Origin of the sequence: Stenotrophomonas sp. GZD-301, from assembly GCF_049310345.1 — a bacterium.
GTDB lineage: Bacteria > Pseudomonadota > Gammaproteobacteria > Xanthomonadales > Xanthomonadaceae > Stenotrophomonas.
This window is the reverse complement of the sequence record NZ_JBMOWY010000074.1, coordinates 1-24,540: the sequence shown is the minus strand read 5'-3', so window position 1 is coordinate 24,540 and position 24,540 is coordinate 1. Positions and strand designations below refer to the sequence as shown.

The 24,540-nt window shown below is 70.4% G+C and carries 20 protein-coding genes; 9 read left to right on the top strand and 11 right to left on the bottom strand.

Annotation, left to right across the window (positions count from 1 at the left end):
* Nucleotides 1-124: 124 nt before the first annotated feature.
* From ACO6VK_RS18520 to ACO6VK_RS18505, 4 genes are all read left to right on the top strand, one after another.
* Nucleotides 125-1,654, top strand: a complete 1,530-nt coding sequence (locus tag ACO6VK_RS18520) for an alpha/beta hydrolase (protein ID WP_422509688.1) — start codon at nt 125-127, stop codon at nt 1,652-1,654.
* A gap of 243 nt (nt 1,655-1,897) precedes the next feature.
* Complete coding sequence (locus tag ACO6VK_RS18515) at nt 1,898-2,704, top strand: type I restriction enzyme HsdR N-terminal domain-containing protein (RefSeq protein ID WP_422509686.1); 807 nt, start codon at nt 1,898-1,900, stop codon at nt 2,702-2,704.
* A gap of 147 nt (nt 2,705-2,851) precedes the next feature.
* Entirely contained in the window at nt 2,852-3,310 is a 459-nt protein-coding gene (locus ACO6VK_RS18510; protein WP_422509684.1) for a methyltransferase family protein, read from the top strand.
* Nucleotides 3,307-3,999: a hypothetical protein gene (locus ACO6VK_RS18505; RefSeq protein WP_422509682.1), complete on the top strand. Its 693-nt coding sequence runs from the start codon at nt 3,307-3,309 to the stop codon at nt 3,997-3,999. Before ACO6VK_RS18510 ends, ACO6VK_RS18505 begins: the two co-directional genes overlap by 4 nt.
* A gap of 9 nt (nt 4,000-4,008) precedes the next feature.
* Here the strand turns inward: ACO6VK_RS18505 and ACO6VK_RS18500 are convergent, their stop codons facing one another.
* Both ACO6VK_RS18500 and ACO6VK_RS18495 read right to left on the bottom strand, forming a co-directional pair.
* Complete coding sequence (locus tag ACO6VK_RS18500) at nt 4,009-5,532, bottom strand: carotenoid oxygenase family protein (protein ID WP_422509680.1); 1,524 nt, start codon at nt 5,530-5,532, stop codon at nt 4,009-4,011.
* Nucleotides 5,533-5,593: 61 nt separating this feature from the next.
* Complete coding sequence (locus ACO6VK_RS18495; RefSeq protein WP_422509678.1) at nt 5,594-6,016, bottom strand: DUF2141 domain-containing protein; 423 nt, start codon at nt 6,014-6,016, stop codon at nt 5,594-5,596.
* Between ACO6VK_RS18495 and ACO6VK_RS18490 the strand changes: the two genes are divergently transcribed.
* A complete protein-coding gene (locus tag ACO6VK_RS18490) occupies nt 6,015-7,265 on the top strand; it encodes a sensor histidine kinase (RefSeq protein ID WP_422509676.1) in 1,251 nt (416 codons plus the stop codon). The genes ACO6VK_RS18495 and ACO6VK_RS18490 overlap by 2 nt on opposite strands.
* Nucleotides 7,262-7,900, top strand: a complete 639-nt coding sequence (locus ACO6VK_RS18485) for a response regulator (RefSeq protein ID WP_422509674.1) — start codon at nt 7,262-7,264, stop codon at nt 7,898-7,900. Before ACO6VK_RS18490 ends, ACO6VK_RS18485 begins: the two co-directional genes overlap by 4 nt.
* Before the next feature lie 29 nt (nt 7,901-7,929).
* On the opposite strand, the gene ACO6VK_RS18480 is transcribed toward ACO6VK_RS18485, so the two are convergent.
* The 4 genes from ACO6VK_RS18480 to ACO6VK_RS18465 all read right to left on the bottom strand — a co-directional run bounded on the left by ACO6VK_RS18480 (nt 7,930) and on the right by ACO6VK_RS18465 (nt 11,533).
* Nucleotides 7,930-8,460: a hypothetical protein gene (locus tag ACO6VK_RS18480; protein ID WP_422509672.1), complete on the bottom strand. Its 531-nt coding sequence runs from the start codon at nt 8,458-8,460 to the stop codon at nt 7,930-7,932.
* 81 nt (nt 8,461-8,541) lie between these two features.
* On the bottom strand, nt 8,542-9,615 hold the full coding sequence (locus ACO6VK_RS18475; RefSeq protein ID WP_422509670.1) for an alpha/beta hydrolase family protein: 1,074 nt from the start codon (nt 9,613-9,615) through the stop codon (nt 8,542-8,544).
* Nucleotides 9,606-10,448, bottom strand: coding sequence for an AraC family transcriptional regulator (locus ACO6VK_RS18470; protein ID WP_422509668.1), 843 nt, complete (start codon nt 10,446-10,448; stop codon nt 9,606-9,608). The genes ACO6VK_RS18475 and ACO6VK_RS18470 overlap by 10 nt, the downstream gene beginning before the upstream one ends.
* Nucleotides 10,449-10,555: 107 nt before the next feature.
* Complete coding sequence (locus ACO6VK_RS18465) at nt 10,556-11,533, bottom strand: helix-turn-helix domain-containing protein (protein WP_422509666.1); 978 nt, start codon at nt 11,531-11,533, stop codon at nt 10,556-10,558.
* Between the two features lie 119 nt (nt 11,534-11,652).
* On the opposite strand from ACO6VK_RS18465, the gene ACO6VK_RS18460 reads away from it, so the two are divergent.
* Entirely contained in the window at nt 11,653-12,354 is a 702-nt protein-coding gene (locus ACO6VK_RS18460) for a cysteine hydrolase family protein (RefSeq protein WP_422509664.1), read from the top strand.
* A 39-nt stretch (nt 12,355-12,393) separates the two neighbouring features.
* Here ACO6VK_RS18460 and ACO6VK_RS18455 read toward each other — a convergent pair whose 3' ends face one another.
* Nucleotides 12,394-13,215 (bottom strand): arylamine N-acetyltransferase family protein, encoded by an 822-nt coding sequence (locus ACO6VK_RS18455; RefSeq protein WP_422509662.1) that lies wholly within the window; start codon nt 13,213-13,215, stop codon nt 12,394-12,396.
* 250 nt (nt 13,216-13,465) lie between these two features.
* On the opposite strand from ACO6VK_RS18455, the gene ACO6VK_RS18450 reads away from it, so the two are divergent.
* Nucleotides 13,466-16,033, top strand: a complete 2,568-nt coding sequence (locus ACO6VK_RS18450) for a methyl-accepting chemotaxis protein (protein WP_422509660.1) — start codon at nt 13,466-13,468, stop codon at nt 16,031-16,033.
* A 67-nt stretch (nt 16,034-16,100) separates the two neighbouring features.
* Complete coding sequence (locus ACO6VK_RS18445) at nt 16,101-18,734, top strand: excinuclease ABC subunit A (RefSeq protein WP_422509658.1); 2,634 nt, start codon at nt 16,101-16,103, stop codon at nt 18,732-18,734.
* Nucleotides 18,735-18,762: 28 nt separating this feature from the next.
* On the opposite strand, the gene ACO6VK_RS18440 is transcribed toward ACO6VK_RS18445, so the two are convergent.
* The 4 genes from ACO6VK_RS18440 to cutA are packed head-to-tail and all read right to left on the bottom strand — an operon-like array spanning nt 18,763 to nt 24,520.
* A complete protein-coding gene (locus tag ACO6VK_RS18440) occupies nt 18,763-21,264 on the bottom strand; it encodes a PepSY domain-containing protein (protein ID WP_422509656.1) in 2,502 nt (833 codons plus the stop codon).
* A gap of 9 nt (nt 21,265-21,273) precedes the next feature.
* Nucleotides 21,274-21,822: a TlpA family protein disulfide reductase gene (locus tag ACO6VK_RS18435; RefSeq protein WP_422509739.1), complete on the bottom strand. Its 549-nt coding sequence runs from the start codon at nt 21,820-21,822 to the stop codon at nt 21,274-21,276.
* Nucleotides 21,823-21,824: 2 nt separating this feature from the next.
* Nucleotides 21,825-24,182 (bottom strand): protein-disulfide reductase DsbD domain-containing protein, encoded by a 2,358-nt coding sequence (locus ACO6VK_RS18430; protein WP_422509654.1) that lies wholly within the window; start codon nt 24,180-24,182, stop codon nt 21,825-21,827.
* Entirely contained in the window at nt 24,182-24,520 is a 339-nt protein-coding gene (gene cutA, locus ACO6VK_RS18425; RefSeq protein WP_422509737.1) for a divalent-cation tolerance protein CutA, read from the bottom strand. The genes ACO6VK_RS18430 and cutA overlap by 1 nt, the downstream gene beginning before the upstream one ends.
* Nucleotides 24,521-24,540: the final 20 nt, after the last annotated feature.

Sequence of the window (24,540 nt, the reverse complement as noted above, 5' to 3'; positions counted from 1 at the left end):
ATCGTATCGGGTGCGTGGAGACACTGGGCCCCCGTTTGGAGACGTTGGACCGACGGCCCCGCCCGCACCCGGACCCGGGACGCGATGCTGGCGTCGAACCCATCCACCCACCCCGGAGCCCGCCATGCGTACCGTCCCGATGTTCCTGTCCTGCCTGCGTCGCCGTGCCCCGTTCGCGGCCACCGTGGCACCGGCCGCCCGCCTGGCGGCGCTGTGCCTGGCCCTCGCCACTGCACTGCCCGCACTGGCCGGTGATGCGCCGACGTCGCTGGTGTTCGAGCCCTACGAGCTGGTCACCCAGGGGCACGGCAGCATCGCCGCCGAAGCCACCTACCTGGACGTGCCGCGTCACCATGACCAGCCGCAGGGGCCGCGCATGCGGCTGCGCGTGGTGCGTCTGCGTGCGACCGGCGGCGACGGCAGTGCCGCACCGGTGGTGTATCTGGCCGGTGGCCCCGGCGGCTCGGGAATCGGAACCGCGCGCGGACCGCGCTGGCCGGTGTTCGACCAGGTGCGCCGCGAGGCCGACGTGCTGCTGCTCGACCAACGGGGCGCCGGCGCCTCCGAACCGCCGCCGGAGTGCCCCTACCAGGACCGTTTCGACGACGCCCAGCCGCTGCAGCGCGAGGCCATGCTTGCCACGCTGCGCGCCACCACCGCGCGCTGTGTTGCGTACTGGCGCGAGGCGGGCGTGGACCTGGCCGCGTACACCACCGTGGAGAGCGCGGGCGACCTGGACGCGCTGCGCCAGGCACTGGGCGTGCCCCGGATCAGTCTGTGGGGCATGAGTTACGGCACCCACCTGGCGCTGGCCACGATGCGCCTGCACGGCGACGGACTGGAGCGCGTGGTGCTGATGGGCGTCGAAGGGCCGGACGATACGTTGAAGCTGCCGCTGGCAGCCGACGCACTGCTCGGCGAACTGGCGGCGGTGGCCAAGCCGGCCGGTGTCGAGGATCTGCAGGGGTCGGCGGTGCGTGTGCTGGCGGCGCTGCGCGAACAGCCGCGCCGGGGCACCAGCCGCATGCAGGACGGGCGCACCGTCATGATCGGCGCGTTCGACGGCCAGCTGGCCATCGCCCTGTCGCTGGGCCAGCGCATGACCCAGCAGTGGTTGCCGATGGTGCTGCGCGAGGCGGAGCAGGGCAACTACGATCCGCTGGCCGACCTGGTAGTGATGCTGCGCAGCCAGTACGGTTCGTCCAATGCGATGTCGCTGGCGATGGACGTGGCCTCCGGGCAGAGCCCGCAGCGCCGCGCGCTGGCCGAGGCACAGGCGCGCCAGAGCCTGTTCGGCGACGCGATGAACGTTCCGTTCCCGTCGCTGGGCGACGGCCTCGGTCTGGTCGACCTCGGCGAGGGGTTCCGCGCGCCGCTGCGCAGTGACGTGCCGGTGCTGTTGATCAGCGGCACCCTCGACGGGCGCACGCCGCCGGCCAACGCCGACGCACTGCGCCCGGGGCTGTCCAACCACCGCTCGCTGCTGGTGCGCAACGCCGCGCACGACAACGAGATGTGGGTGGGCAACCCCACCATCGCCCGCAGCATCGTCGACTTCCTGGCCGGCCGCCCCGTAGGCGATGCGGTGGTGGACGCCACCCCGCTGACGTTCGCCCGCAGCGCAGCCGACATGGTCGATCCGCGCCGCCGGTGACCCTGCCGCAACACCGTGATGCCTGCTGCGGCATCGGACCCGATGGGTCCGGTGCCGTCGTGCGGTGCGGCCATGACGTGGATGGAAGCCAACGCTGCATGTTGGAGAGTGCCGAGGCCCGCACAGAGCGAAAACAGAATGTGCGGCTCATCGCCGACTGATGCGGACAGGGCCTGAGTCGGTCCGTTGCGCTCACTTCCCCAACACGCCACTATGGAGTAACTGCCAAAGGAAGGGGGGGGTATGTTGAAGATTCCGAAGAAGGTTCTGGACAGGTGGCCTGCCACGGTGAAATCTCTGGTCGCGGTCGCGGCATCGCATAAGACAAGAGATGTTTCAGAAGCCGATACAGTTACCCTGGTCAAGGATATGCTTGCCGAGGTCTTCGGGTACGACAAGTACAACGAATTGACCAGCGAGCAACAGATCCGCGGGACCTTCTGCGATTTGGCAGTCAAGATTGACGGAAAGATCCGTGTCTTGATTGAAGTAAAAGCCGCTGCGTTGGCACTTAATGAAACGCATCTTCGTCAGGCCATCAACTACGGTGCTCACGAAGGCGTCGAATGGATTGTGCTGACCAATGCGCTGGAATGGCGCCTCTATCGGATCAAATTTGGTCAGCCGATCGAGTACGAGCTTGTTTCGTCCTTCTGTATTGCAGATATCAATCTGAAAAATGAAGAGGACCAGCGTCGCCTCTTTCTGCTGTGCAGGGAGGGGATTACCTCGGACGCGATGGGGCTTTACCACCAGCACATCTCGGTTCTCAACAAATTCACCGTAGCGCAGGTTGTGCTGGGTGAACCCGTCGTTTCCGTGATTCGTCGTGAGCTGCGCCGCTTGTTCCCGGAGCTCCGGATCGAGTCAGAGGCAATTGTCGAGCTGCTCAACAATGACATATTGAAACGGGAAGTGCTCGACGGCGAGAAGGTCAAGGACGCTCAGCAGCGCATTCGAAAAGCAGCGTCGAAGAATGCGAAAAGCCAGGCGAAGAAGCGCTCTGAGGGAGACGATGTCGTGCTCTCCCAAGAGGCCACCGTGGCTTGATTCGGAAAGATGTCGCCTCCCTGCCGGAGGCGATCATCGAGGCGCTCGCGCGACAGCAATATCTACAAACCCAGGGGTTCATTCGTGTATTGCCACGGTCCGCCGTGAGCAGCGACACAGACACGATGTGCAGACATAAGGCGCGGCATGCACTGGCTTGAAACCCGCATTCCACCCCCCATCGTCATGCTGCTGCTCGGCCTGGCCGCGCTGGGGGTGGCGAGGTGCGCGCCGGCATTCGCCTTCGATGTGCCGCTGCAGACCGCGCTTGCCCTCGCGGTTGCCGTGCTCGGCCTTGCCCTGAACCTGCTGCCCAAGCGCGCGTTCCGTCGCGCCGGCACCACGGTCAACCCGCTGCGTCCCGCCGCGTCCACCCAACTGGTGACGGCGGGCATCTACCGCTACACACGCAACCCGATGTATCTGGGGCATGCGCTGATCCTGGCCGGGTGGACCCTCCATCTCGGCAATGCGCTCGCCCTGATCGCCCTGCCGGCCTTCCTGCTGTTCGTCGCCCGCTTCCAGATCCAGCCGGAAGAGCGCGCGCTGGCGCGGCGCTTCCCGGGCTATGCCCGGTACTGCCGGCAGGTGCGGCGTTGGCTGTGATCCCGCCTCCGAAGCCGACGTTCCGTCGCGCGCGCCTGGCAGGCATCGCGCCGGCGCGGGTGCTCGGGGCCGCCTGCGCGCTTGTACTGGTGTGCGCGGCGGCGATGGCATGGCCGCTGGTCGCCGGGCATGTCCGCGACCGCGATGCACGGCGGTCGGTGCGGTTGGCTGACGAGGCGCTGCAGGCCGACCTGGTCCGTACCTATCTGGCGCACGTCCTGCGTCGCCCGCCGCAGGTCATTGCCGGCCATGCGGTCCATGAAGCGCTCTACTTCGACACCCGGGCCGCGGCCTTCTGCGCCGTTGACGCCGCCGGCCCCTGCGATGCGCAGGAGTATCTCGCCGTGGAACGGACGGGCGCGCTGGTCGATGCCGCCGACCACCGCCTGCCATTGGCGCTGCAGCAGGTGCTCGATCGCCAGACGCAGATACGCACGCATAACCGCGATCCGCATCTCCCGGGCGTCACCCGCCTGGACGCGACGGCCGACAATGCGTTCGCCGGCGCGTGCGCGGTGCCATCGGCGCGCATGGGGCACCTGATCCGCATCAGCCGGGGCGTGGTCCAAGCGCCGGATGGCCCGGCGCTGGCGATGGTGCTGGACCGCTACTGCGACCGCAGTGGGGGCATGCGCGTGGTCCGCTTCAATCGCCAAGGCACGCGGTGGGCGGTGGCCGCGGGCGACTGAGCGACGCGCTCACCCCTGCGCGGCGAACGTACCGTGGAAGCCCAGCGGTACCGCGTACGGCAGCCACGCCTGTGCCACCGGGCCCTCGTCGATGCGCTGGGCATCCAGCACGGCGATGCCGCTGCGCTGGTTGGCTGCGTCGAGCAGGGTGCCGACCAGCCAGCCGTCGTCGGCGTTGCGGCTGCCCGGGCGCGGCACGAACACGTGTTCTTCGGCGAGGATGTCGCGGCCATAGCGATGCACCTCGCGGCGGCCGCGGGCCACGTCGTAGCCGGCCACCGCATTGAAGTACGGCGCCGTGGTTTCGCCCTGCATGGCCGGGGCGTACAGACGTGCGCCGCGGTTGCCGGCACTGCGGGTATCGAACAGCGGGAACTCGATGCCCTGGATGCCGGTGTCTTCCCAGTGCGCCTTGCCGGTGCGCAGGTCCAGGTGCAGCTCGCGCAGCGTCGCGTTGGAATTGACCGCGTGCGCGGCATCGCCGGCCATCGCCTCGTGCATCGGCGAACGCGCCTCGTCCATGTTGTCGTGGCGCACGGTGCGCATCACGATGCGGCCGTTGCGCTCGAAGGCATCGCCGAAATGGTAGGCGGCCGTGAACGCCGCCTCGAACCACTGCGCCGTGTCCGGTGCGGCCTTGGGCACCACCGCGATGCGGCACGCGCGGTCCGGGGCAAAGCGGAGGCGCTCGAAGAAGGCGCCGCCGTCTTCCTTGTAGTCGAACGGCATCAGCATGAAGACCAGGTGCGTGTCGGTCATGGCGAACGCGTGCAGGTAGCCCATGAACGGCGTATCGAGCACGCTGGCCGAGCCCAGCTGGCCGTCCGCACCGATCTTCCAGACCAGCAGGCCGGTGCCGCCGAGCAGCGACAGCGAGCCGAAGTTCCATACCGTGCCGTCACGGTCCACCAGCGGGTGTGCCGAGAACGGCACGGTGGCGAGGTCGGCGCGCCAGGTGGTCGGGCCGAGTGTGGTCAGTTCATCCGGATCCAGTTCGAACGCCGAGCCGGCCTCGCACAGCGCGAACAGGCGGCCGTTGATGCGGATGACCGAGGTGTTGGCGGCGTTGGCATCGTCGTTGTTGCGCACCGGCTGCACGTCCGGCACCACGGTGCCGGCGGCTGGATACAGGAAGCGCCCGGCCTTCTGCTCGCGGGTGAACTTGGGCGTGGCCACCATGCGCGCACGGTGGGTGAGGGTGCCATCGCCGTTGAAGTGCCAGCCGTGGACCATGCCGTCGCCGTCGAACCAGTGGTCGTAGCGGAAGCCGTTGCGTTCGGTCCAGGCCGGGCCGTTGCGGTACAGCGTGCCGGCCAGGCCCGCCGGCAGGCGGCCCTGCAACGGCACCGTGGCCGGGCCCAGGGTCTCGGTGGTAACGCTGCGCCAGCCGGTCAGCCACGGGTGCTGGTCGCGGGCGGCGGCGAAGTGGGCGGCATCGCCGGCGAAGGCAGGCAGGCTGCGCAGCGCACTGGCGCCGATCACGGCGGTGGTGGTGGCCGACAGCAGCGAGCGGAGGAAACGGCGGCGGTCCATGCAGGAATCTCGGTGGCGGCGGGGCGGCGGGGCGGCGGGGCGGCGAGCGGAAGACGCGGGATCAGCGCAGCGCGATGGTGATGGACGCACCGCTGGCCGGCACGTGCACGCGGGCCTCGGCGAAGGTGGGCTTGCGCTGCACCTTCGGGTTGTTGCTGAAGCCGTAGCCTTCCACCGGGATGCCGACGACGTTGGTATCGAGCTTGCCGTTGTCGTTCTCGTCGTGGGTGACCAGCACCGCGTAGTCGCCGGCGGGCAGGCTCTTGAACACTACGTGCGCCGCATCGGCGTCCGGGGTCAGCGTCTGCCCCTGCACCGGGGCGGCCTTGCCGTCCCACCCGTCGGCGCTGTCCACCAGCGCCAGGCGGACGGTGCCGGTGTGGACGCGGATGCCCTGCAGGTCGACCTGCAGATCGCCGGCGGAGGCGGAGGTGGCCAGCAGCAGGCCGGCGAACGGAAGGCAGAACAGGACGGTGCGGATCATGGCGGTAGCTCCGGTGGGTGTGGAGCCAGTCTGCCCAGCAGGTGGCCGCAGCCCCATGCCCAGTGGTCATCGATCCGCAGTGCCGGAAGTCACTTTCTGCGTGCGGCCCATTGCCGTGCAGGGCACTGGGCGGGCAGCATGCGGCATGCCTACTTTCCTGCGCACCCTTATCAGCCCGCTCAGCCTGGCCGGCCTGCTCACCATCCTGGGGGTGGGGCTGTCGCTGGGCCTTCCATCCGACGCCAACGGCGCGCTGCGCTGGGGCGTGCTCGGTGCGTTCATCGTTCTGTTCCTGGCCTACGACCACCTGCCGGCGCGCTCGCCGCTGCGCCTGGCGAGCGATGTGCTGCAGGCGCTGCTGGCGCTGTGGCTGGCCTGGCTGGAGCCGCGCGTAGGGACCGTGCCGGTGCTGCTGGTGGTGCTGGTGGCGCATCTCGCCGAGCATTGGCCACCGCGCGCGGTGCTGGCCACCACGTTGGCGCTCAACGTCAGCCTGTACCTGGTGCTGCGCCACAGTGGGTTCAGTCATCCGCTGCTGATCGTGGCGATCTACGCCGGCTTCCAGGCCTTCGCGGCGCTTACCGCCCACTACGCGCGCAGCGCCGAACAGGCCCGCGATGCACTGGTCCGCGTCAACGCCGACCTGCTGGCCACGCGCGCGCTGCTGGCCGATGGCGCCCGCGATGCCGAACGGCTGCGGCTGGCCCGCGAACTGCACGACGTCGCCGGACACAAGCTCACGGCGATGCGCTTGAACCTGCGCGCACTGGCCACCGAGCCCCTGCTGGCGGGGCGTGAGCCGTTGCTGCTGGCCGAGCGCCTGTCCGGTGAACTGCTCGGCGATATCCGGCAGGTGGTGCAGTCCATGCGCGATGATCGCGGGCTGGACCTGGCCACCGCGCTGCAGGCGCTGGCCGCCCCGTTTCCGCGGCCGGGGCTGCGCCTGCGCATCGCCGAACAGGTGCGTATCACCAACCCGCTGGTGGCCGATGCCGTGCTGCGGCTGGCCCAGGAGGCGCTCACCAACGCGGCCCGGCACGGCGATGCCGCGACGGTATGGCTGGACATCGACAAGGAAGATCACTGCGTGCGTATCGACATCCGCGACGACGGCCAGCGCACCGAGCGCATCCGTGAAGGCAACGGCATCACCGGCATGCGCGAGCGCCTGGCTGAACTGCAGGGGCAGCTGGAGATTGCCCGCACCGATGCCGGCGGCATGCACCTCACCGCGCGGGTGCCGGCATGAGCGCGGTGCCGCTGCGCGTGGCCCTGGCCGACGACCAGGCGCTGGTCCGCGCCGGCCTGCGCGCGTTGCTGCAGGGCCTGGGCGTGCAGGTGGTGCTGGAAGCCGAGGATGGCCAGGCGCTGCTGGACGGCCTGCAGACCCAGCCGGTGGACGTGGTGCTCAGCGACATCCGCATGCCGGGCATGGACGGCATCCAGGCGCTGCAGCAGCTGCGCGCCCGTGGCGATCGCACGCCCTGGCTGCTGCTCACCACCTTCGATGAGAGCGACCTGCTGCTGCGTGCCAGCGAGGCGGGCGCGCAGGGATTCATGCTCAAGGATGCCGCACCGGAAGACCTGCACGACGCCATCGTCCGGGTGGCGCGTGGCGACACCCTGCTGCTGCCGGTCAGCACCGACCCGGTGCGCGCGCGCTACCGCTTCCACGATGAGGCGCCGCCCAGCGACACCTTCGGCGAGAAGGAGGTGGCGATCCTGCGGCTGCTGGCCGGTGGTTACTCGAACAAGGAAATCGCGCGCAGCCTGTTCCTGGCCGAGGGCACGGTGAAAAACTACGTCTCCACCATCCTCGACAAGCTGGGCACGCGCGACCGGACCCGCGCCGTGCTGAAGGCGATCACGCTGAGGGTGATCTGACCGCGGGCCGGCGTCCTTGATTCAGGCCGTTAGGTGGAACGGAGTTTTGCATAGGCGATCAGGGTGGTCTCGGTTTCCGCAATCCGTGTGCGGTACGCGGCCCGGACACGCGCGATATCCTGAGCGGTGATGTTGGTGGTGGCGACGTCGATACGCGTGTTGATCGCGTCCATCGCCTGGGAGAACGCATCGGCGCTCATACGGCCATTGATGACATTGAGATAGGCATCGGCCTTGTCTCTGAAGATCGCACGCAGGGTATCGGACCGAGTGGCAATGTCCATCAGCATGTGGTTGCCATTGCCAGAGACTTTCAGGACCCATCGCATTCCCGCTGGGTCTTTGACGGCGGGAAGAAGCGTCTGATCGGCATGCGTTGATAGCTCCAGCGCCAGGGTGACGAGCACGATGGTCTGCTCATCCCGGGGAAGCTCCTTGATCCATGCCGAATTGACGGCCCAGTTCTCCGTGTTCTCAGGATATGGAGACGCGGTGGCGCTCCAGACGGGCAGGAGGGCAAGCGCCAGCATACACAGCAGGCGGGAGGCCAGTGATTTCATCGGGGTCGTTCCTTGTACCAGTGCCCCATGTTAATACCGCCACGGCGTCTTTCAGCGATGCAGGTTTCGCGACCATGCCGCTCACAGGGTCTCGCGGAAGAAGCGCGTGGCGGCGTCGATGGTGGTTGCGTGCGTCTGTGCCTTGGGCACGTCCACTGCGCACAGCGGCCCGAGGCGCTGTTGGCCCAGCGGGGTGCAGTCGGACAGGAAGTCGTAGTGGCCCACGCCGGGCAGCGGTCGCAGTGTCGCGTGCGGAATCGACGCGGCGGCGACGTCGGCATTGGTGGACGGCGCGGCAACGGTGTCGCGTTCGCCGACCACGATGCCCACCGGCTGCACCACCTGCTCCAGCTCGGCCGGCGCGAACGCCTGCACGATGGCCGGGGCCATCAGGAACACCGCGCGCACGCCGGGGATGGCGTGGTTGGCGCCGGCCTGGCGCAAATAGGGCTGCAGGGCAGGCGTGGCGGCGGCGTCCAGGCGCGCCTGCAGGGTGAGCGTGGGGAACTCGGCCTGCGGCTGGCAGACACCGTCCTGCGGCTGCGCACGGCAGAAATCAAGCAGGCGTTGCAGGTCCATGCGTGCGCCGGCGGCGAGCAGCGCGGTGAACCCGCCGGCGGAGTAGCCGGCCACGCCGAGGCGTGCCATGTCCATGTGGGCCGACAGCACCGGATCGGCGTGTGCGGCGGCCAGCGCGGCCTTGAGATCGCCCGCGCGTTCCCAGGTCAGGGTGCTGCCGGCGACGGTCATGGCATCCACGCCGTTGTTGCCGGGATGGTCCACGGCGATCACCACGAAGCCGGCGCGCGCCATCGCGGTGCCGAACCAGCCCATCATCCGCGCGCTGCCGCCGTTGCCGTGAGAGAGCAGCAGCACCGGCCATGTGCCCGGTGCCGGCGCGGCATCGCCGGCGGCACGGCCCACCTCGAACAGCGGTGCCTGTGGCGGGCCGATCTGGAGGGCGCGCTCCTGGCTGCCGGCCTGGGCCGGGTACCACACGGTGTAGCGCAGCTGGTCGCGATGCGCTTCATCGCGCACCGCCGCGCTCGCCAGCGATGCCAGGCCGTGGCGCTCGCCGGCCACCGGGGCGGCATCGTCGGCAAGGGCGGTCGTCGACCACAGGGCCAGTGACAGCAGCAGGGGACTCATGCGCATGCGGTGTGTTCCTTCGAGGTGTCCAGCGGCAGCCAGATTTCCACGCCGCCGTGGCCGGTGCGGTCGTCAAAGCGGGCGTCGTAGCGTTCCAGGTCAGGCGCGTTGGCCAGGTGCAGGCCGGCGGCCGGCAGGTGCACGTCCAGCAGCCAGCGCCAAGTGGCGCGGATGGTGGAGATGTGCCCGGCATGCCAGGCGACCAGATAGTCGCGCGGGGGGATGTCCAGCGTGTGCCAGCCCGGCGGCGGCGTGTGTCCGGGCTGACACGGGATGCCGGCCAGATAGTCGAAATGGCCGTCTGCATCGCCGTTGTGGCAGATGCCGAAGCTCACCGCGGACGGCGCAGGGTGCGCCAGCGCCAGGCGCTGCCACTGCGCCGGAATCCCGGCCACCGTGGCCGTGCTGTAGCGTGCGTTGATGCCTGCGATCCGCAGGGGACCGGCGCGCGTCACCTGGGGCCGCGCCGCGCAGGGCTGCGCGGTGTCGTCGAGCTTGATCGCCTCCACCAGCGCGATGCCGTCCAGCCCGCCCGCGCGGACCCGTTCCGGGGTCTGCCCGAACTGTTCGGTGAAGGCACGGGTGAAGGTGCCGTGCGAGGCGTAGCCGGCCGCCAGCGCGACGGCGAGGATGTCGCCCGCGCCCTGGGCGAGGTGCCGGGCCGCTTCGCTCAACCGGCGTCCGCGCAGGTAGCGCACGATGGACGTGCCCGTGCCGGCCTGGAACAGCCGCGACAGATGGAACGGCGACAGGCCCACCGCACGCGCGATATCGGCCAGCGCCAGCGGGGTGGCGTAGTGGCTTTCGATGTACCACAGCGCCCTGCCTGTTGCGCCCATGCCTGCACGTCTCCTTGTGATGGCCCGGTGGGGAGGGTAGCGCAGCGGCGTGCCGCGCGTTTCGCCGTTCTTGCTGCGGCGCGACCTGTAGCGCCGGTGCGCGATGGTCAGTCCGCCCGCGCGCCCTGGAACGTGCGCCGGTAAGTGCCCGGCGACACGCCGTAGGCGGCGCTGAAGTGGCTGCGCAGCGATGCGGTGGAGCCGAAGCCGGCCTGGCCGGCGATGCGCTCCAGCGCGGTGTCGCTGGTTTCCAGCAGGCGTTGCGCGCGGGCCAGGCGCTGGTCGAGCAGCCACGGGGTGAAGGTGGTGCCGGTGAGGTTGCGGAAGTGCCGGGTGAAGGTACGGCGGCTCATGCTGGCGCGCGCGGCCAGGGTATCGATGTCGATCGGCTCGGCCAGGTGGAACCGCGCCCATTCCAGTACCCCGGCCAGACGGTCGTCGCCGAACGTGGCCGGCAGCGGCTGTTCGATGTACTGCGCCTGGCCGCCCTGGCGGTGCGGCGCGACCACCATGCGGCGGGCCACGCGGCTGGCGATCTCGGCGCCGTGGTCCTGACGCAGCAGATGCAGGCAGCAGTCGATTGCCGCTGCGGTACCGGCCGAGGTCAGCAGGGTGCCGTCCTCCACGTAGAGCACATCGCGTTGCAGCTGCACCTGCGGGTGCAGCGCGGCCACATCGTCCATGAACACCCAGTGGGTCGAGGCGCGGCGCCCGTCGAGCAGCCCGGCCTGGGCCAGCACCACCGCGCCCAGGCACAGCCCGACCAGCCGCGCGCCGCGCGCGTGGGCCGTGCGCAGGGCCTCCAGCAGCGCAGGCGGTGCCGGCTCGGCCGGGTCGCGCCAGGCGGGCACCACGATGGTGTCGGCGTCGGCGAGCGCCTCCAGCCCCTGCGCCACGTCGATGCTGAAGCCGGCCGGGGTCTGCAGCGGCCCGCGCTCGGCGGCGCACACGCTCAGCCGGTAGCGGGGCGCGCCGAGGCGGAGCAGGTCCTCACCGAACACCATGCACGGCACGGCGAGGTGGAAAGGGCTGATCTGCTGGTAGGCCACCACGGCGACGTGGTGCGGGGCGGGTGCGGTCAACATGGCCCGATCCTAGCAGTGAATGGCATCCGGGCCACTGTTGGCCCGTGCAGGGCGGCGGAACAATGGCGGCCGTCGGCACATCGCCGCCCGTCCCGCATCCCTGCACCGGAGTTCCCCGCATGAAAGGTCTGATCCTTCCCCTCGTCGCCGGCATGAGTCTGGCCGCTGCCAGTGGCGCTGCGACCGCCGCCGACGCACCCACACTGCGCGCCCTCGGCGGCGCCACCGCGCCGCAGCAGCTGCACGCCGGCAGCACCGCGCTGCTGGTGATCGATTTCCAGAACGAGTACTACACCGGCCGGCTGCCGATCCCCGACGGCGACGCCGCGCTGGCCAACAGCCAGCGGCTGGTGCGCATGGCCGACGCCAACGGCATCGCGGTGATCCACGTACAGCACGTCAATCCGGCCGCTGCACCCGTGTTTGCCGAAGGCAGCGCGGGTGTGCAGCTCGTCCCCGGCATGCAGCCGGCGGCCCACCACGCGCTCATCAGGAAGACCACGGTGAGTTCCTTCGCCAGCACCGACCTGGACGCCCAGTTGAAGGCCAGGGGCATCCGCACGCTGATCATCACCGGCCTGATGAGCCATGCCTGTGTGGCCACCACCGCCCGCGACGCGGCGCCGTTGGGCTATGAGGTGATCGTACCGTCCGACGCGGTCGCCACCCGCAGCGTGCAGGCCTACGACGGCAACGGGGTGGTGAGCGCCGACGCGCTGCACCGCGCCGCGCTGACCGAAATTGCCGATGCGTTCGGCAGCGTCATGCCCACCGCCGCCGTGCTGGCGCTGCCGGTACAACGGCTGGATGCCGAGCAGTAACCGGCCACCGGCAGCCAGGTGGATACCCAGGCCTGACCGTCAGGCCCCGCCGCGCAGCCACGCGGCAATCGCCTCGCGCAGGCGCGGGTGCGGGGGCGGGGTGATGCCGAAGTCTTCGCGCAGCACCTGCAGTACATCATCCACATCGACCAGTGCGCGCCGCTCGCTCGGCTGGCCGATGCGGTGTACCGCATAGCTGGCGGCGCCGATCGTTCGCCGCCAGCCGGGCCCGGCCAGTGCCGCCCGCAGCTGGCCTGGGAAGGACGAGGCCGGATGGGTGCAGACATACCAGTTGCCGACGATGTGATCCACGGCCTCCTGCACCTGCAGGTCGAAGCGGTACAACGGCCGCCACTCGCCACCCACCTCCACCTGCAGTAAATACGTGTCCCCGTGCCGGTCCAGCCGGTAGCGCTCGTGAGGCGTTGCCTGCGGGAAGCGCTGGTCCAGCCGCAGCGGCCCGGTCGGCGTGTTGCCACCGAAACCGACATCCACGCTGTAGTCCACCCCGTCCACGGTGACGAGCAGCAGCATGTGTGTACGCGGCGGCGGCACGTCGTCGGTCGCCCCCATCACCACCCGCGCGGCAATCGCGCGTGCCTGGAAACCCAGCTGCTGCAGCAGCGCCAGGAACAGGCCATTGAGCTCGTAGCAGTACCCGCCGCGCCCTTCGTTCAGCACCTTGTGCGCCACGCTGGGCAGGTCGATGGCCACGGCATCGCGCAGCAGGGTGGTGAGCGTATCGAACGGGAAGGTGGCGTTGTGGCGCTGCTGCAGGCGGGCCAGCGTTGCCAGCGTGGGCGGCGGTGGCGTGGCTTCGCCGAGTCGCTGCAGGTAGGCGTGAAAGTCGTGCGGGGTCATGGGCCGGACACCACGGGGGAAGGTGCCGCCACTGTGGCGGCTCAACCGTGGTTGAGGTCAAGCCGGCCGCACCGGAGCAGATGGAACGCTGCGTCGCGCGGTGGTGGGCGGTCTGCGGCCGTCATCTTGCCGTCGCCTGCGCCGGGTACAACGGGCGCAGTCGCGACCGCTGGCGGGTCGAGGCGAAGAAAGTGCTAAAGACGTGGCAGATGCGGCCGATACCGATGCGTCATTCCGCCTGGAGTACGTGATGTCGGCCGTTCCCCGCCGCCTGTTCCCCTCGTTCGCCCGCCCCGGCGGACGCGCATCGCCCGTCTCTCTCATCCGCCGCGCCCGTGGGCTGCTGCAGCGGCTCAGTGTCGCACGCAAACTGAAGGCCAGCCTGGTGGTCTGCGGCATCGGCCTGCTGGTGGTGGCCCTGGTCTACGCCGGCACCCGCTACAGCAGCGAACGGGCGGCGGCGACGTTCGACGCGCACCAGCAGGATGCCGCGCTGGCCGCCGCCCTGGCCGCGCAGGTGGCCGATGCACGGCGCTTGCAGACCCGTTATGCGATCACGTTCGACGACACCGACCGCACCGCGCTGCAGCAGGCACAGCAGCGTCTGCAGGCAACGCTGGCGCAGTTGCAGCGCGACCCGCACGACCCGGGCACGGCCAAGGCGCTGCATGCGTTGGCCGCACGCGCCGGTGAGTTTGCCGAGGGCATTGCCGCACTCAATGCCCGTGCCGATGAAATGGGCCGCGGCGACGCGGGCCTGCGCGCGCAGCTGGAGGCGACGGCCGCGGCCGTGGCCACCGTGCTGGACGCCACCGCACCGCCGCTGCTGCAGGCGCAGTGGCAGGGCATGCGCCGCGAAGAAGCGCTGCTGCTGCTCAGCGGCGATGCCACCCATACCGATCGCGCCAGCGAGGCGCGCCTGCCGTTCGAGCTGGCGCTGCCGGGCGCGGGCCTGCCCGGCGCCACGCAGGACGACCTGCGCGCACGCATGGACGCCTATCAGGGCGCACTGCTGGCCTACACCGCCGCACGGGTCGGGCTGGACGTGGAGGCACAATCGCTGGCCGACACCGCCGCGCAGATCGCGCCGGCGCTGCAGCAGCTGGAGCAGGCGCAGGGGGCGGCACTGGATGCCGCCCGCCAGCGGCAGCAGGCGCAGGCCCGTGCGATGACGGTGGGGTTTGCGCTGACGCTGGCGCTGGTGGCGCTGGTGCTGATCGCCACGCTGCTGCTGGTGCTGCGCGCCGTGCGCCGGCCCATCGCCGATACGCTGCGCTTTGCCGAGGACATCGCCGAGGATCGTCTGGACACGGTGCTGGCCGTGCACAACCCACACGACGAGATCGGCCAGCTCGCACAGCGTCTGGTGCACATGCAGCAGCGGTTGCGCGAACGCATCGAGGCCGAGCGCGCCACCGCACGCGACAATGCGCGTGCGCGGCAGGCGCTGGACAGCGCGCAGACCGGCCTGATGGTGCTGGACCCGCAGGGCCAGGTGAGCCTGCTCAACCGCGCGCTGCAGGCGGAGCTGGGCATTGATGAGCTGGCCTGGCGCGGGCGTCCCGCACAGGCGCTGCACCCGGTGTTCGCCCATATCGTGCAGGCCCTGCACGGCACCGGCAGCGTCCGCCACGAGATCGTGCACGCCGGCACGCGCTACCAGCTGGTGGTGACGCCGATCGTCGATCACGGCCACCTGCTGGGCGCGGCGGTGGAGTGGCGCAGCCGCGCGCTGGAGACCACGGTGGAAACCGAAGTGGCCGCGCTGGTCGATGCCGCCGCGCAGGGCGACCTGCATGGCCGCATCGACGTGGCCGGCAAACAGGGCTTCGTGCTGACCCTGGCGGTGAGCATCAACCGCCTGCTGGATACCTTCCAGGGCAATCTGTCCGGTCTGCAGGCGCTGCTCTCGGCGCTGGCCCAGGGCGACCTGCGGGTGCGCATGCGCGGCGACTTCCAAGGCGTATTCGCGCAGATGCGCGACGATGCCAACGCCACCGTGCAGCAGCTCACCGACATCGTCGCGCGCATCCAGCAGGCGTCGGTGGCGATCAACGGCGCCGCCGGCGAGATCGTCAGCGGCAACCACGACCTGGCCGACCGCACCGAGCGCCAGGCCGCGCACCTGGAGGAGACCGCATCGTCGATGGAGGAACTCACCGCCACGGTGCGTCAGAACGCCGAGTCCGCCCAGCAGGCCAACCGCCTGGCGATCGAGGCCGCCGACATCGCCGTGCGCGGGGGCGATTCGGTGGGGCAGGTGGTGGCGAGCATGCGCGACATCGCCCAGGCGTCGCACCGCATCGCCGACATCACCAGCGTGATCGATGGCATCGCCTTCCAGACCAACATCCTGGCGCTGAACGCCGCCGTGGAGGCTGCGCGTGCCGGTGAGCAGGGACGCAGCTTCGCCGTGGTTGCCAGCGAGGTGCGGCTGCTGGCCCAGCGCAGCGCCGATGCCGCGCGCCAGATCAAGGGCCTGATCGAGGCCTCGGTGGACACCGTCGCCGCGGGCACGCGCCAGGTGGACCAGGCCGGCGCGACCATGCAGCAGATCGTCGGCAGCGTGCAGCAGGTGACGGCGATCATGGCGGGCATCTCGGCGGCCTCGCAGCAGCAGAGCGTGGGCATCGAGCTGGTGGGCAAGACGCTGCTGCAGATGGATGGCAGCACCCAGCAGAACGCCACGATGGTGGAAGAGGCCTCGGCATCGGCGCAGGCGCTGCAGCGCCAGGCCGGGCATCTGTCCCAGGCGGTGGCTGCCTTCGAGGTGGAGCCGCCGCAGGCCCCGCGCGGCGCCCGCCTGGCGCGCGCCTGACGCGGCCCGGTCGCCCCCGCACGCGCCTTCACTGGCCGCGTGCGGGGGCGGTCTCTATCCTGCAGGCATGAGCACACGAAAGAAGCCGGCAGCACCGGCGCAACCCGGCGCCTTCGTCCGTGTACGCGGCGCGCGCGAGCACAATCTCAGGAATGTCGACGTGGACATGCCGCGCGATGCGCTGGTGGTGTTCTCGGGGATCTCCGGTTCGGGCAAGTCCTCGCTGGCCTTCGGCACGCTGTACGCCGAGGCGCAGCGGCGCTACCTGGAGTCGTTGTCGCCGTACGCGCGGCGGCTGATCGACCAGGTCGGGGTGCCGGACGTGGATGCGATCGAGGGCCTGCCGCCGGCGGTGGCGCTGCAGCAGCAGCGGGGCACCGCCAGCGTGCGGTCCAGCGTGGGCAGCGTGACCACGCTGTCCAGCCTGCTGCGCATGCTGTATTCGCGCGCCGGCACCTATCCGGCCGCGCAGCCGATGCTGTATGCCGAAGACTTCTCGCCGAATACGCCGCAGGGCGCCTGCCCGAACTGCCACGGGCTGGGGTATGTGTACGAAGTGACCGAGCAGTCGATGGTGCCCGATCCGTCGCTGAGCATCCGCGAGCGCGCGATCGCCGCGTGGCCGCCGGCCTGGCACGGGCAGAACCAGCGCGACATCCTGGTCACACTCGGCTACGACGTGGACATTCCCTGGCGCGAGCTGCCGAAGAAGCAGCGCGACTGGATTCTGTTCACCGAGGAACAACCGGTGGCGCCGGTCTATGCAGGCTTCACTCCGGCCGAAACCCGCGCCGCCCTGCGCCGCAAGGAAGAGCCCAGCTACATGGGCACCTTCAGCGGTGCACGCCGCTACGTGCTGCACACCTTTGCCACCACGCAGAGCGCGATGATGAAGAAGCGCGTGGCACGCTACATGATCGGCGCGGCCTGCCCGGTGTGCGAGGGCAAGCGCCTCAAGCGCGAGGCGCTGTCGGTCACGTTCGCGGGCCTGGACATCGGCGCGCTGTCGCAGCTGTCGCTCGCGGCGATGGCGCAGGTGCTGCGTCCGGCCGCAGAGGGGCGTTTCGAGGTGCCGGTGGCGCGCGCCTCGCGCAGCCGCGCGGCGGGGCGCAAGGCCACGGCCCAGCGCGTGGCGGCAGGGGGCAACGCGCATGCCGGCGGCAGCGACGTGCGTCGTACCCCGGACCTGTCCGAAGAGAAGCGCATCGCCGCCCAGCGCATCGCGCGCGACCTGGTCGATCGCATCGGTACCCTGGAAGATCTTGGCCTGGGCTATCTGTCGATGGACCGCGCCACGCCCACGCTGTCGCCGGGCGAGCTGCAGCGGCTGCGCCTGGCCACACAGATCCGCTCCAGCCTGTTCGGCGTGGTCTACGTGCTCGATGAGCCTACCGCCGGCCTGCACCCCGCCGACGGCGAAGCACTGCATCGTGCGCTGGACCAGCTCAAGGCCGCCGGCAACACGTTGTTCGTGGTTGAACACGACCTGGAGATGCTGCGCCGCGCCGACTGGCTGGTCGATGTCGGCCCCGGCGCCGGCGAGCAGGGCGGGCAGGTGCTGTACAGCGGGCCGCCGGACGGCCTGCGCACGGTCGCCGCGTCGGTGACCGCGCCGTACCTGTTTGAGGATCACGCAACGCCACGCCGCACGCCGCGCCCGCCATCGGGCTGGCTGGCCCTGCGCGGGCTGCATCGCAACAACCTGAAAGGGCTGGACGCGCGTTTTCCGCTGGGTGCGTTCACCGCAGTGACCGGCGTGTCCGGCTCCGGCAAGTCCAGCCTGGTCAGCCAGGCGCTGGTGGAGCTGGTCGGCGAGCACCTCGGCCACGAGCCGGCGGTGGAAGAGAGCGACAGCGATCTGCCGCAGCCGAACACCATCGTGCGCACGCGTGGGCGGCTGCAGGGCGATGTGGATGGGATCACCCGGCTGGTCAATGTCGACCAGAAGCCGATCGGACGCACACCGCGCTCCAACCTGGCCACCTACACCGGCCTGTTCGACCACGTGCGCCGCCTGTTCGCGGCCACGCGCATGGCCAAGGCACGCCGCTACGGTGCCGGGCGCTTCTCGTTCAACGTCGCCCAGGGCCGCTGCGACACCTGCGAAGGCGAAGGCTCTGTGCATGTGGAACTGCTGTTCATGCCCAGCGTGTATGCGCCGTGCCCGACCTGCCACGGGCAGCGCTACAACGCCCGCACGCTGGAGGTGCAGTGGAACGGTCGCAACATCGCGCAGGTGCTGGCGATGACCGTGGCGGAAGCGCTCGCGTTCTTTGCCGATGAGCCCGCCGTGCAGCGGCCGCTGCAGCTGCTGCGCGATATCGGGCTGGGTTACCTGCGCCTGGGCCAGCCGGCCACCGAGCTGTCCGGGGGCGAGGCGCAGCGCATCAAGCTGGCCACCGAGCTGCAGCGCAGCCAGCGCGGCAGCACGCTGTACGTGCTCGACGAGCCGACCACCGGCCTGCATCCGGCCGATGTGGACAAGCTGATGGCGCAGCTGCACGGGCTGGTGGACGCGGGCAACAGCGTGGTGGTGGTCGAACACGATCTGCGCGTGGTCGCCGATGCCGACTGGGTGATCGACATCGGCCCGGGGGCGGGTGAGGCGGGCGGCACGATCGTGGCCGAAGGCACGCCTGCGCAGGTGAGCCGCGCGCGCCACGGCGCCACCGCGCGTTACCTGCGCCGCTGGTTCGAGTGACGCCGGTCTACCGGCCTTCCGCCGCGGCTCAGTACACGTCGCGGCGGTAGCGGCCGTCGTCGAGCAGGCGGTCCACCGTGTCCTCGCCGAGTACCTCGCGCAGGACCGCATCCACGCCCTCGGCCATGCCGTGCAGCGAGCCGCAGACGTACACGCTGCCGCCCATCGCCACCCAGGCCTGCACGGCTCCGGCCGCGTCACGCAGGCGGTGCTGCACGTAGCCGCCGCCGTCGGCATCGCGCGAGAAGGCCAGGTCGACGCGGGCCAGATGCCCGTCCTGCTGCCAGGTGGCGATCTCGTCGCGGTAGAGATGATCGTGGGCGCGGGTCCGTTCGCCGAACACCAGCCAGTGGCCGCGGTCGCCCTGCGCGGCCGCCTCACGCAGCAGGCTGCGCAGCCCGGCAATGCCGGTGCCGTTGCCGATCAGCAGCATCGGCGCGTGTTCGGGATGGCGGTGGAAGCCGGTGTTGCGGCGCACGCGCGCGTGCACGGTGCCATCGGTCTCCGCGTGCACGCACAGCCAGCCCGAGCCCAGACCATGCCGGCCATCGGGCAGCGCCGTCACGCGGATCACCAGGTGCAGGTGGTCGTCGCCGGGCACCGAGGCGATGGAGTAGTCGCGATGCGGCAGCCGCGGCAGCGCGGTCACCCAGGCAGTGGCGTCAGCCACCGGCGTGGCGGTGTCGGGCAGCACGCGCCCTGCCGCAGCGTCGCCCAGCGTCGTGGCGGTGTCGTCCAGCGTGATCGGCTGTGCCGGGTCCAGTCCGTGCCTGGCCAGCACCGCGCGGACATGCGCGGCGTCATGGCGCGGCGCCACCTCGAGAATGTCGCCGGCCTGCCAGTGCGTGTGGGCCGGCGGGAGCAGCGCCACCTGCCAGATCGCCCCCGCTGCGCTGCCCGCGTTGAGCAGGTGGCGTGCGTGCAGCGTCCATGCCTGCAGCGCGGGCTGCAGGGGCAACGGTGCGTGATCGTCGATGCCGCTGATCTCGGCGAGCTGCTGTTGCCAGCGCGCAAGCGCCTGCGGGTCCTCGCGGTCCACCTCCACCGGGGCGAACAGGCGCTGCGCACCCTGCGCCTGCAGCCAGGCGTCCACGCTGCGCGAGAAACCGCAGAAACGGGCGTACTCGCGATCGCCCAGGCCCAACAGGGCGTAGTCCAGGCCCGCCAGCGGCAGCGATCGCGTCAGCAGGCGGCGTTCGGCGGCACGCGCGGCATCCGGTGCCTCGCCATCGCCGAACGTACTGATGACCAGCAACGCCCTGCGTGCCTGCTGCAGGGCGGCGTCATCCAGCTGCCCGAACGGGCGCACCTGCACCGTCAACCCGGCCGCCTGCAGCTGCGCGGCGGCGCGCCAGGCCAGCTGTTCGGCGAACCCGCTCTGGCTGGCGAATGCCACCAGCCACGCCTGCCCATCGCCCGGTGCGGTGGCCAGCGGCAGGCGCGAAGCGCGTACCTCGCGCTTTTTCCGGCGGCGGTCCAGATACAGCATCCAGCCGGTGATGAAGAACACCAGCATGCACAGGCTGGAGAGCATCACCACAATGCGCCCGGGCAGCCCGAAGAAGCTGCCCGAGTGCAGCGCGAACACGCTGACCATCGCCTTGCCGCCCGCATCCTGGCCGGCATAGGGCGCATAGTCGAGCAGGGCGCCGCTGGCGGGGTCGAGCTGCACCAGGTCCTGCGCGCGGTCGTGCGCGGCGTTGTCGCCCTGCACGCGTGCGGTCAGCGGCGTGCCGGGCTTCGCGGGGAAGCGCAGGTCGATGTAGCCGCCACGCACGCCGTCCAGCGCATACAGCGTGGCCTGGACCTTGTGCAGATCCAGCGCGCCGCGCCCGACCGGTGCCACGCGCTGCCCGGTATCGGTGCCGCCCAGCAGCCGGGTGACGCCGCTGCGGTACCAGTCGAACGACCACCACAACCCGGTCAGCGCGATCATCAGGTACACCAGCAGGACCCACGTGCCCACCACCGAATGCAGGCTCCACAGGAAGCTGCGCCCGCTGCGTGCCCATTCCACTGCCAGCCAGGTGCGCCAGTGCCACCACCGGCGCGGCCAGCGCAGGTACAGGCCGGACAGGCAGAAGAACACCAGCGCGATCGCGCAGCTGCCGGTGACCAGACTGCCGCGCTCGCCGCTGGCCAGGTGCCGGTGCAGGTCTTCGACGAAGGCGAAAAAGCCCAGCCCGCGCAGATCGTCCAGCGGCGCGCCGGTATAGGGATCGAAGTAGCGCCAGTGTTCCTGGCCGCCCGCGAAGCGTGCCACCGACAGGCGCTTGCCGGTGGCGTCCACGCGCAGGCGCTGCATCTCACGCGCCTGCCCCTGCTGCAGCATCGGCACCAGTGTGGTCAGTTCCAGCGGCTGCGCACCGGCATCATGCTGCGCGGCAACGTGCGCGAAGGCCGGATTTGCCGCGCGCATGATCTCGTCTTCGAACGCCAACGTGGCGCCGGTCAGGCCCATCACCGCGAGCACGGTGCCGGCGGTGATGCCCAACAGCCAGTGCAGCTGGAACACAAGGGACTTGAACATGCCGGTCAGTCAGGGCGTGTCGGCCCAGGCCTCGATCTCGCCGTGGGCGAAGGGCCCCAGCTTCTGTTTGACGATGCGCCCCTGTGCATCCACCAGCACGGTGTAGGGCAGCAGCCCCTGGGCATTGCCCAGCCGCACGCTGGCGTCGGCCGGGCCCGGGGTATCGAGCACGATCGGGTAGTCCACCGGCACCTGCGCCAGGAATGTGCGCACGCCCTCGGCGGTGTCCAGGGCCAGCCCGAGCACCTGCACGCCGTCGGCCGGTTGTGCGGCGGCGAACGCGGCCAGCACCGGCATTTCCTCCACGCACGGGCCGCACCAGCTGGCCCACACGTTGATCAGCAGCGGTCGCCCGGCAAAGCGCGACAGGTCAACCGGGCGGCCATCCAGATCGGGCAGGGTGATCGCCGGCAGACGATCACCGGGGCCGGCCACCGGCGCCTCGCGCGATGGGGCCGGTACGGCGTTGGGTGGCGTGCCATGCAGCCAGGTACCGGCGGCGATGCCGGCGGCGGCCGCCAGGGCGGCCACCACCAGATACCGGCGTGGCAGCCGCATGCTCATCGCGCGGTGCGCAGCAGGGCTTCTTCGACGATGGCCTGGGTCAGCACGGTCGGCAGCACGGTCGGCGGAGCGCCGGGGCCGTACACCACATACAACGGCACGCCCACGGCCTTGTGCTCGTTGAGGAAGGCGGTGAGCTGCTCGTCCACGTTGGTGTAGTCGCCGCGCATGTACACCGCGTTGGTGCGGCGCAGGGTGTCCTCGAAGGCATGGGTGGCCAGCACCGTGCGCTCGTTGGCCTTGCAGGTCACGCACCAGTCGGCGGTGATGTTGACGAACACCACGCGGTTGTCCTGACGCAGGCGATCGAGCATCTGCGGGGAGTAGGCCACCACGTTGTCGCTGGCCACCTGCGCGGCCTTGGCCGGCGGTGCCAGACGGGTGACGCCCCACACCGGGTAGAGCGCGGCGAGGATCAGCAGCGTGGCCAGCAGGCCGGCCACGCGCTGGCTGCGCCAGCGGCTGCGCTCGAACCACCACAGCGCCAGCGCCAGGACCACCAGGCCGCCCAGCACCAGGGTCATCGCATCCACGCCGCGCTGCTGGCCCAGGACCCACAGCAGCCAGATCGCGGTGCCGTACATCGGGAAGGCCAGCACGTGCTTGAGCGTTTCCATCCACGCCCCCGGGCGCGGCAGGCGACGTGCCAGCGACGGCACAAAGCCGATCAGCAGGAACGGCAGCGCCAGGCCCAGGCCCAGTGCCAGGAACACCAGCATCGCCTGCGGTGCCGGCGCGGTGAAGGCAAAGCCCAGCGCCGGGCCCATGAACGGGGCCACGCACGGGCTGGCGACCACGCAGGCCAGTACGCCGGTGAAGAAATCGCCCATCGGCCCGCTGCGCGAGGCCAGCGACTGGCCGATGCCGCCCAGGCTGCCGCCCAGGGTGAACACCCCGGACAGGCTCAGGCCAACGGCGAACATCAGGTAGACCAGTGCGGCGATGAACCACGGATGCTGCAGCTGGAAGCCCCAGCCTGCGGCCTGGCCGGCCGCGCGCAGGGCCAGCACCAGCCCGCCGATCGCGGCGAACGCGACCAGCACGCCGGCGGTGTACCACAGCGCATGGCTGCGCGCGCGCTGGCGGCTTTCCCCGCTCTGCGCCACGCCCAGCACCTTCAGCGACAGGATCGGCAGGACACACGGCATCAGGTTGAGGATCAGCCCGCCCAGCAGGGACAGCAGCAGCGCCACCACCAGGCTGGTCGGCGTGGTGTCGTTGCTGCCCGGCGGCGGCGTGCGCAGCGCGTTGTCGGCGCTGGCGTCGGGGGCGGCCTGCTCGGCCACCGGCAGCACCGGTTCATTGGGGCGGATCAGCATCGGCTGGGTGGCGATGCCGTTGTCGGCACGGTCGCGCGCCAGCGCACGCTTGTCGCGGCTGGGCAGCGGGGCGATCACCTCCTGCTTGACGCTGGCATCGCTGCTGGTGCCATTGACCTTGCCCGCCGGCAGCGACAGCTTCACCCGCCGGGTCATCGGCGGGTAGCAGATGCCGTCGGTCTGGCAGCCCTGGAAGGTGATCACCAGGGTGGCATCGGCCGCGTCGGGACGGCTGCGGTGCAGCGGCAGCGGCACGTCGATCTGGTCGAAATACACGGCCACGTCGCCGAAATGCTCGTCACGGTGCGAGCGTGCGGCCGGCCACTGCGGCTTGTCCGCACGGATGCCGGCAGCGCCTTCGAGCTTCAGCGAGGTGCGGTCGCGATACAGGTAGTAGCCCGGCGCGGGGCTGAAGCGCAGCAGCACGGTGTTGCCGTCGCCAACGATCGCATCGAAGCCGAAGGCCTTTTCCGAGGGCAGTGGCAGCGCCTGGCTGGCGGCCATGCCGGGCAGGCGCAGGCCGCCGGACAGCGGAGTGTTGAAGGCAGCGCCCGGCGCGGCGGCAGGCAGCGCGGCGGGAGCATCGGTGCGGCCCGCTGCGGCGCCCGGCAGCTTCACCTGCAGCGTGCGCTTCTGCGGCGGGTAGCAGACGCCGGCGTCGGCGCAGCCCTGGTAACGCACTTCCAGGGTGACGGTATCGGTGCCATCGGCGGCCTTGCCGGGCAGGACCGCGACCAGGCGCTCGCGGTAGGTTTCCACTTCGCCGAAGAAGTCATCGTGATGCTTCTTGCCGGCCGGCATCTGCAGCGCGTCGGCGGCGAAGCCGGCCTCGGGCTTGACCGTGGTGCGGTGGCGATACAGGTAATAACCCGGGGCGATGGACCAGCGCACCTCGATGCGGTCGCGGTCGCGCGCCTGCGCGGTCAGCCCGAACGCCTCGTCCACCGGAAGCAGGTCTTTCTCGCTGACGGCCCAGGCGGGCAGGGACAGCACCAGCAGCGCGCACAGCGCGGCAACACGACGAAGCAGCGTCATCAATCACTTTCCTCACGGGTCTGCGCCCGAATCCAATCCAGGTACGCCGGTAGGCCGGCGCGGGTTTCGACCGCAATGCACTCGGGGAGTTCATACGGATGCAGGGCCTGCACGCGGGCGATGGCCGCGTCCAGGCGGGAGCCGGTGGTCTTGATCAGCAGCTGGACCTCCGGGTCCTCGTTGATCTGGCCCTGCCAGCGGTACGTCGAGTGCGCGCCGTCCAGGCGGGTCACGCAGGCCGCCAGGCGTTCGTCCACCAGCGCGTGTGCCAGCCGCGTGGCGCAGGCCACGTCGGGGCAGGTGGTGAACAGCAGAAAGACGGGATCGGCGGTCGACATGACCCCCAAGTATAGGGCCG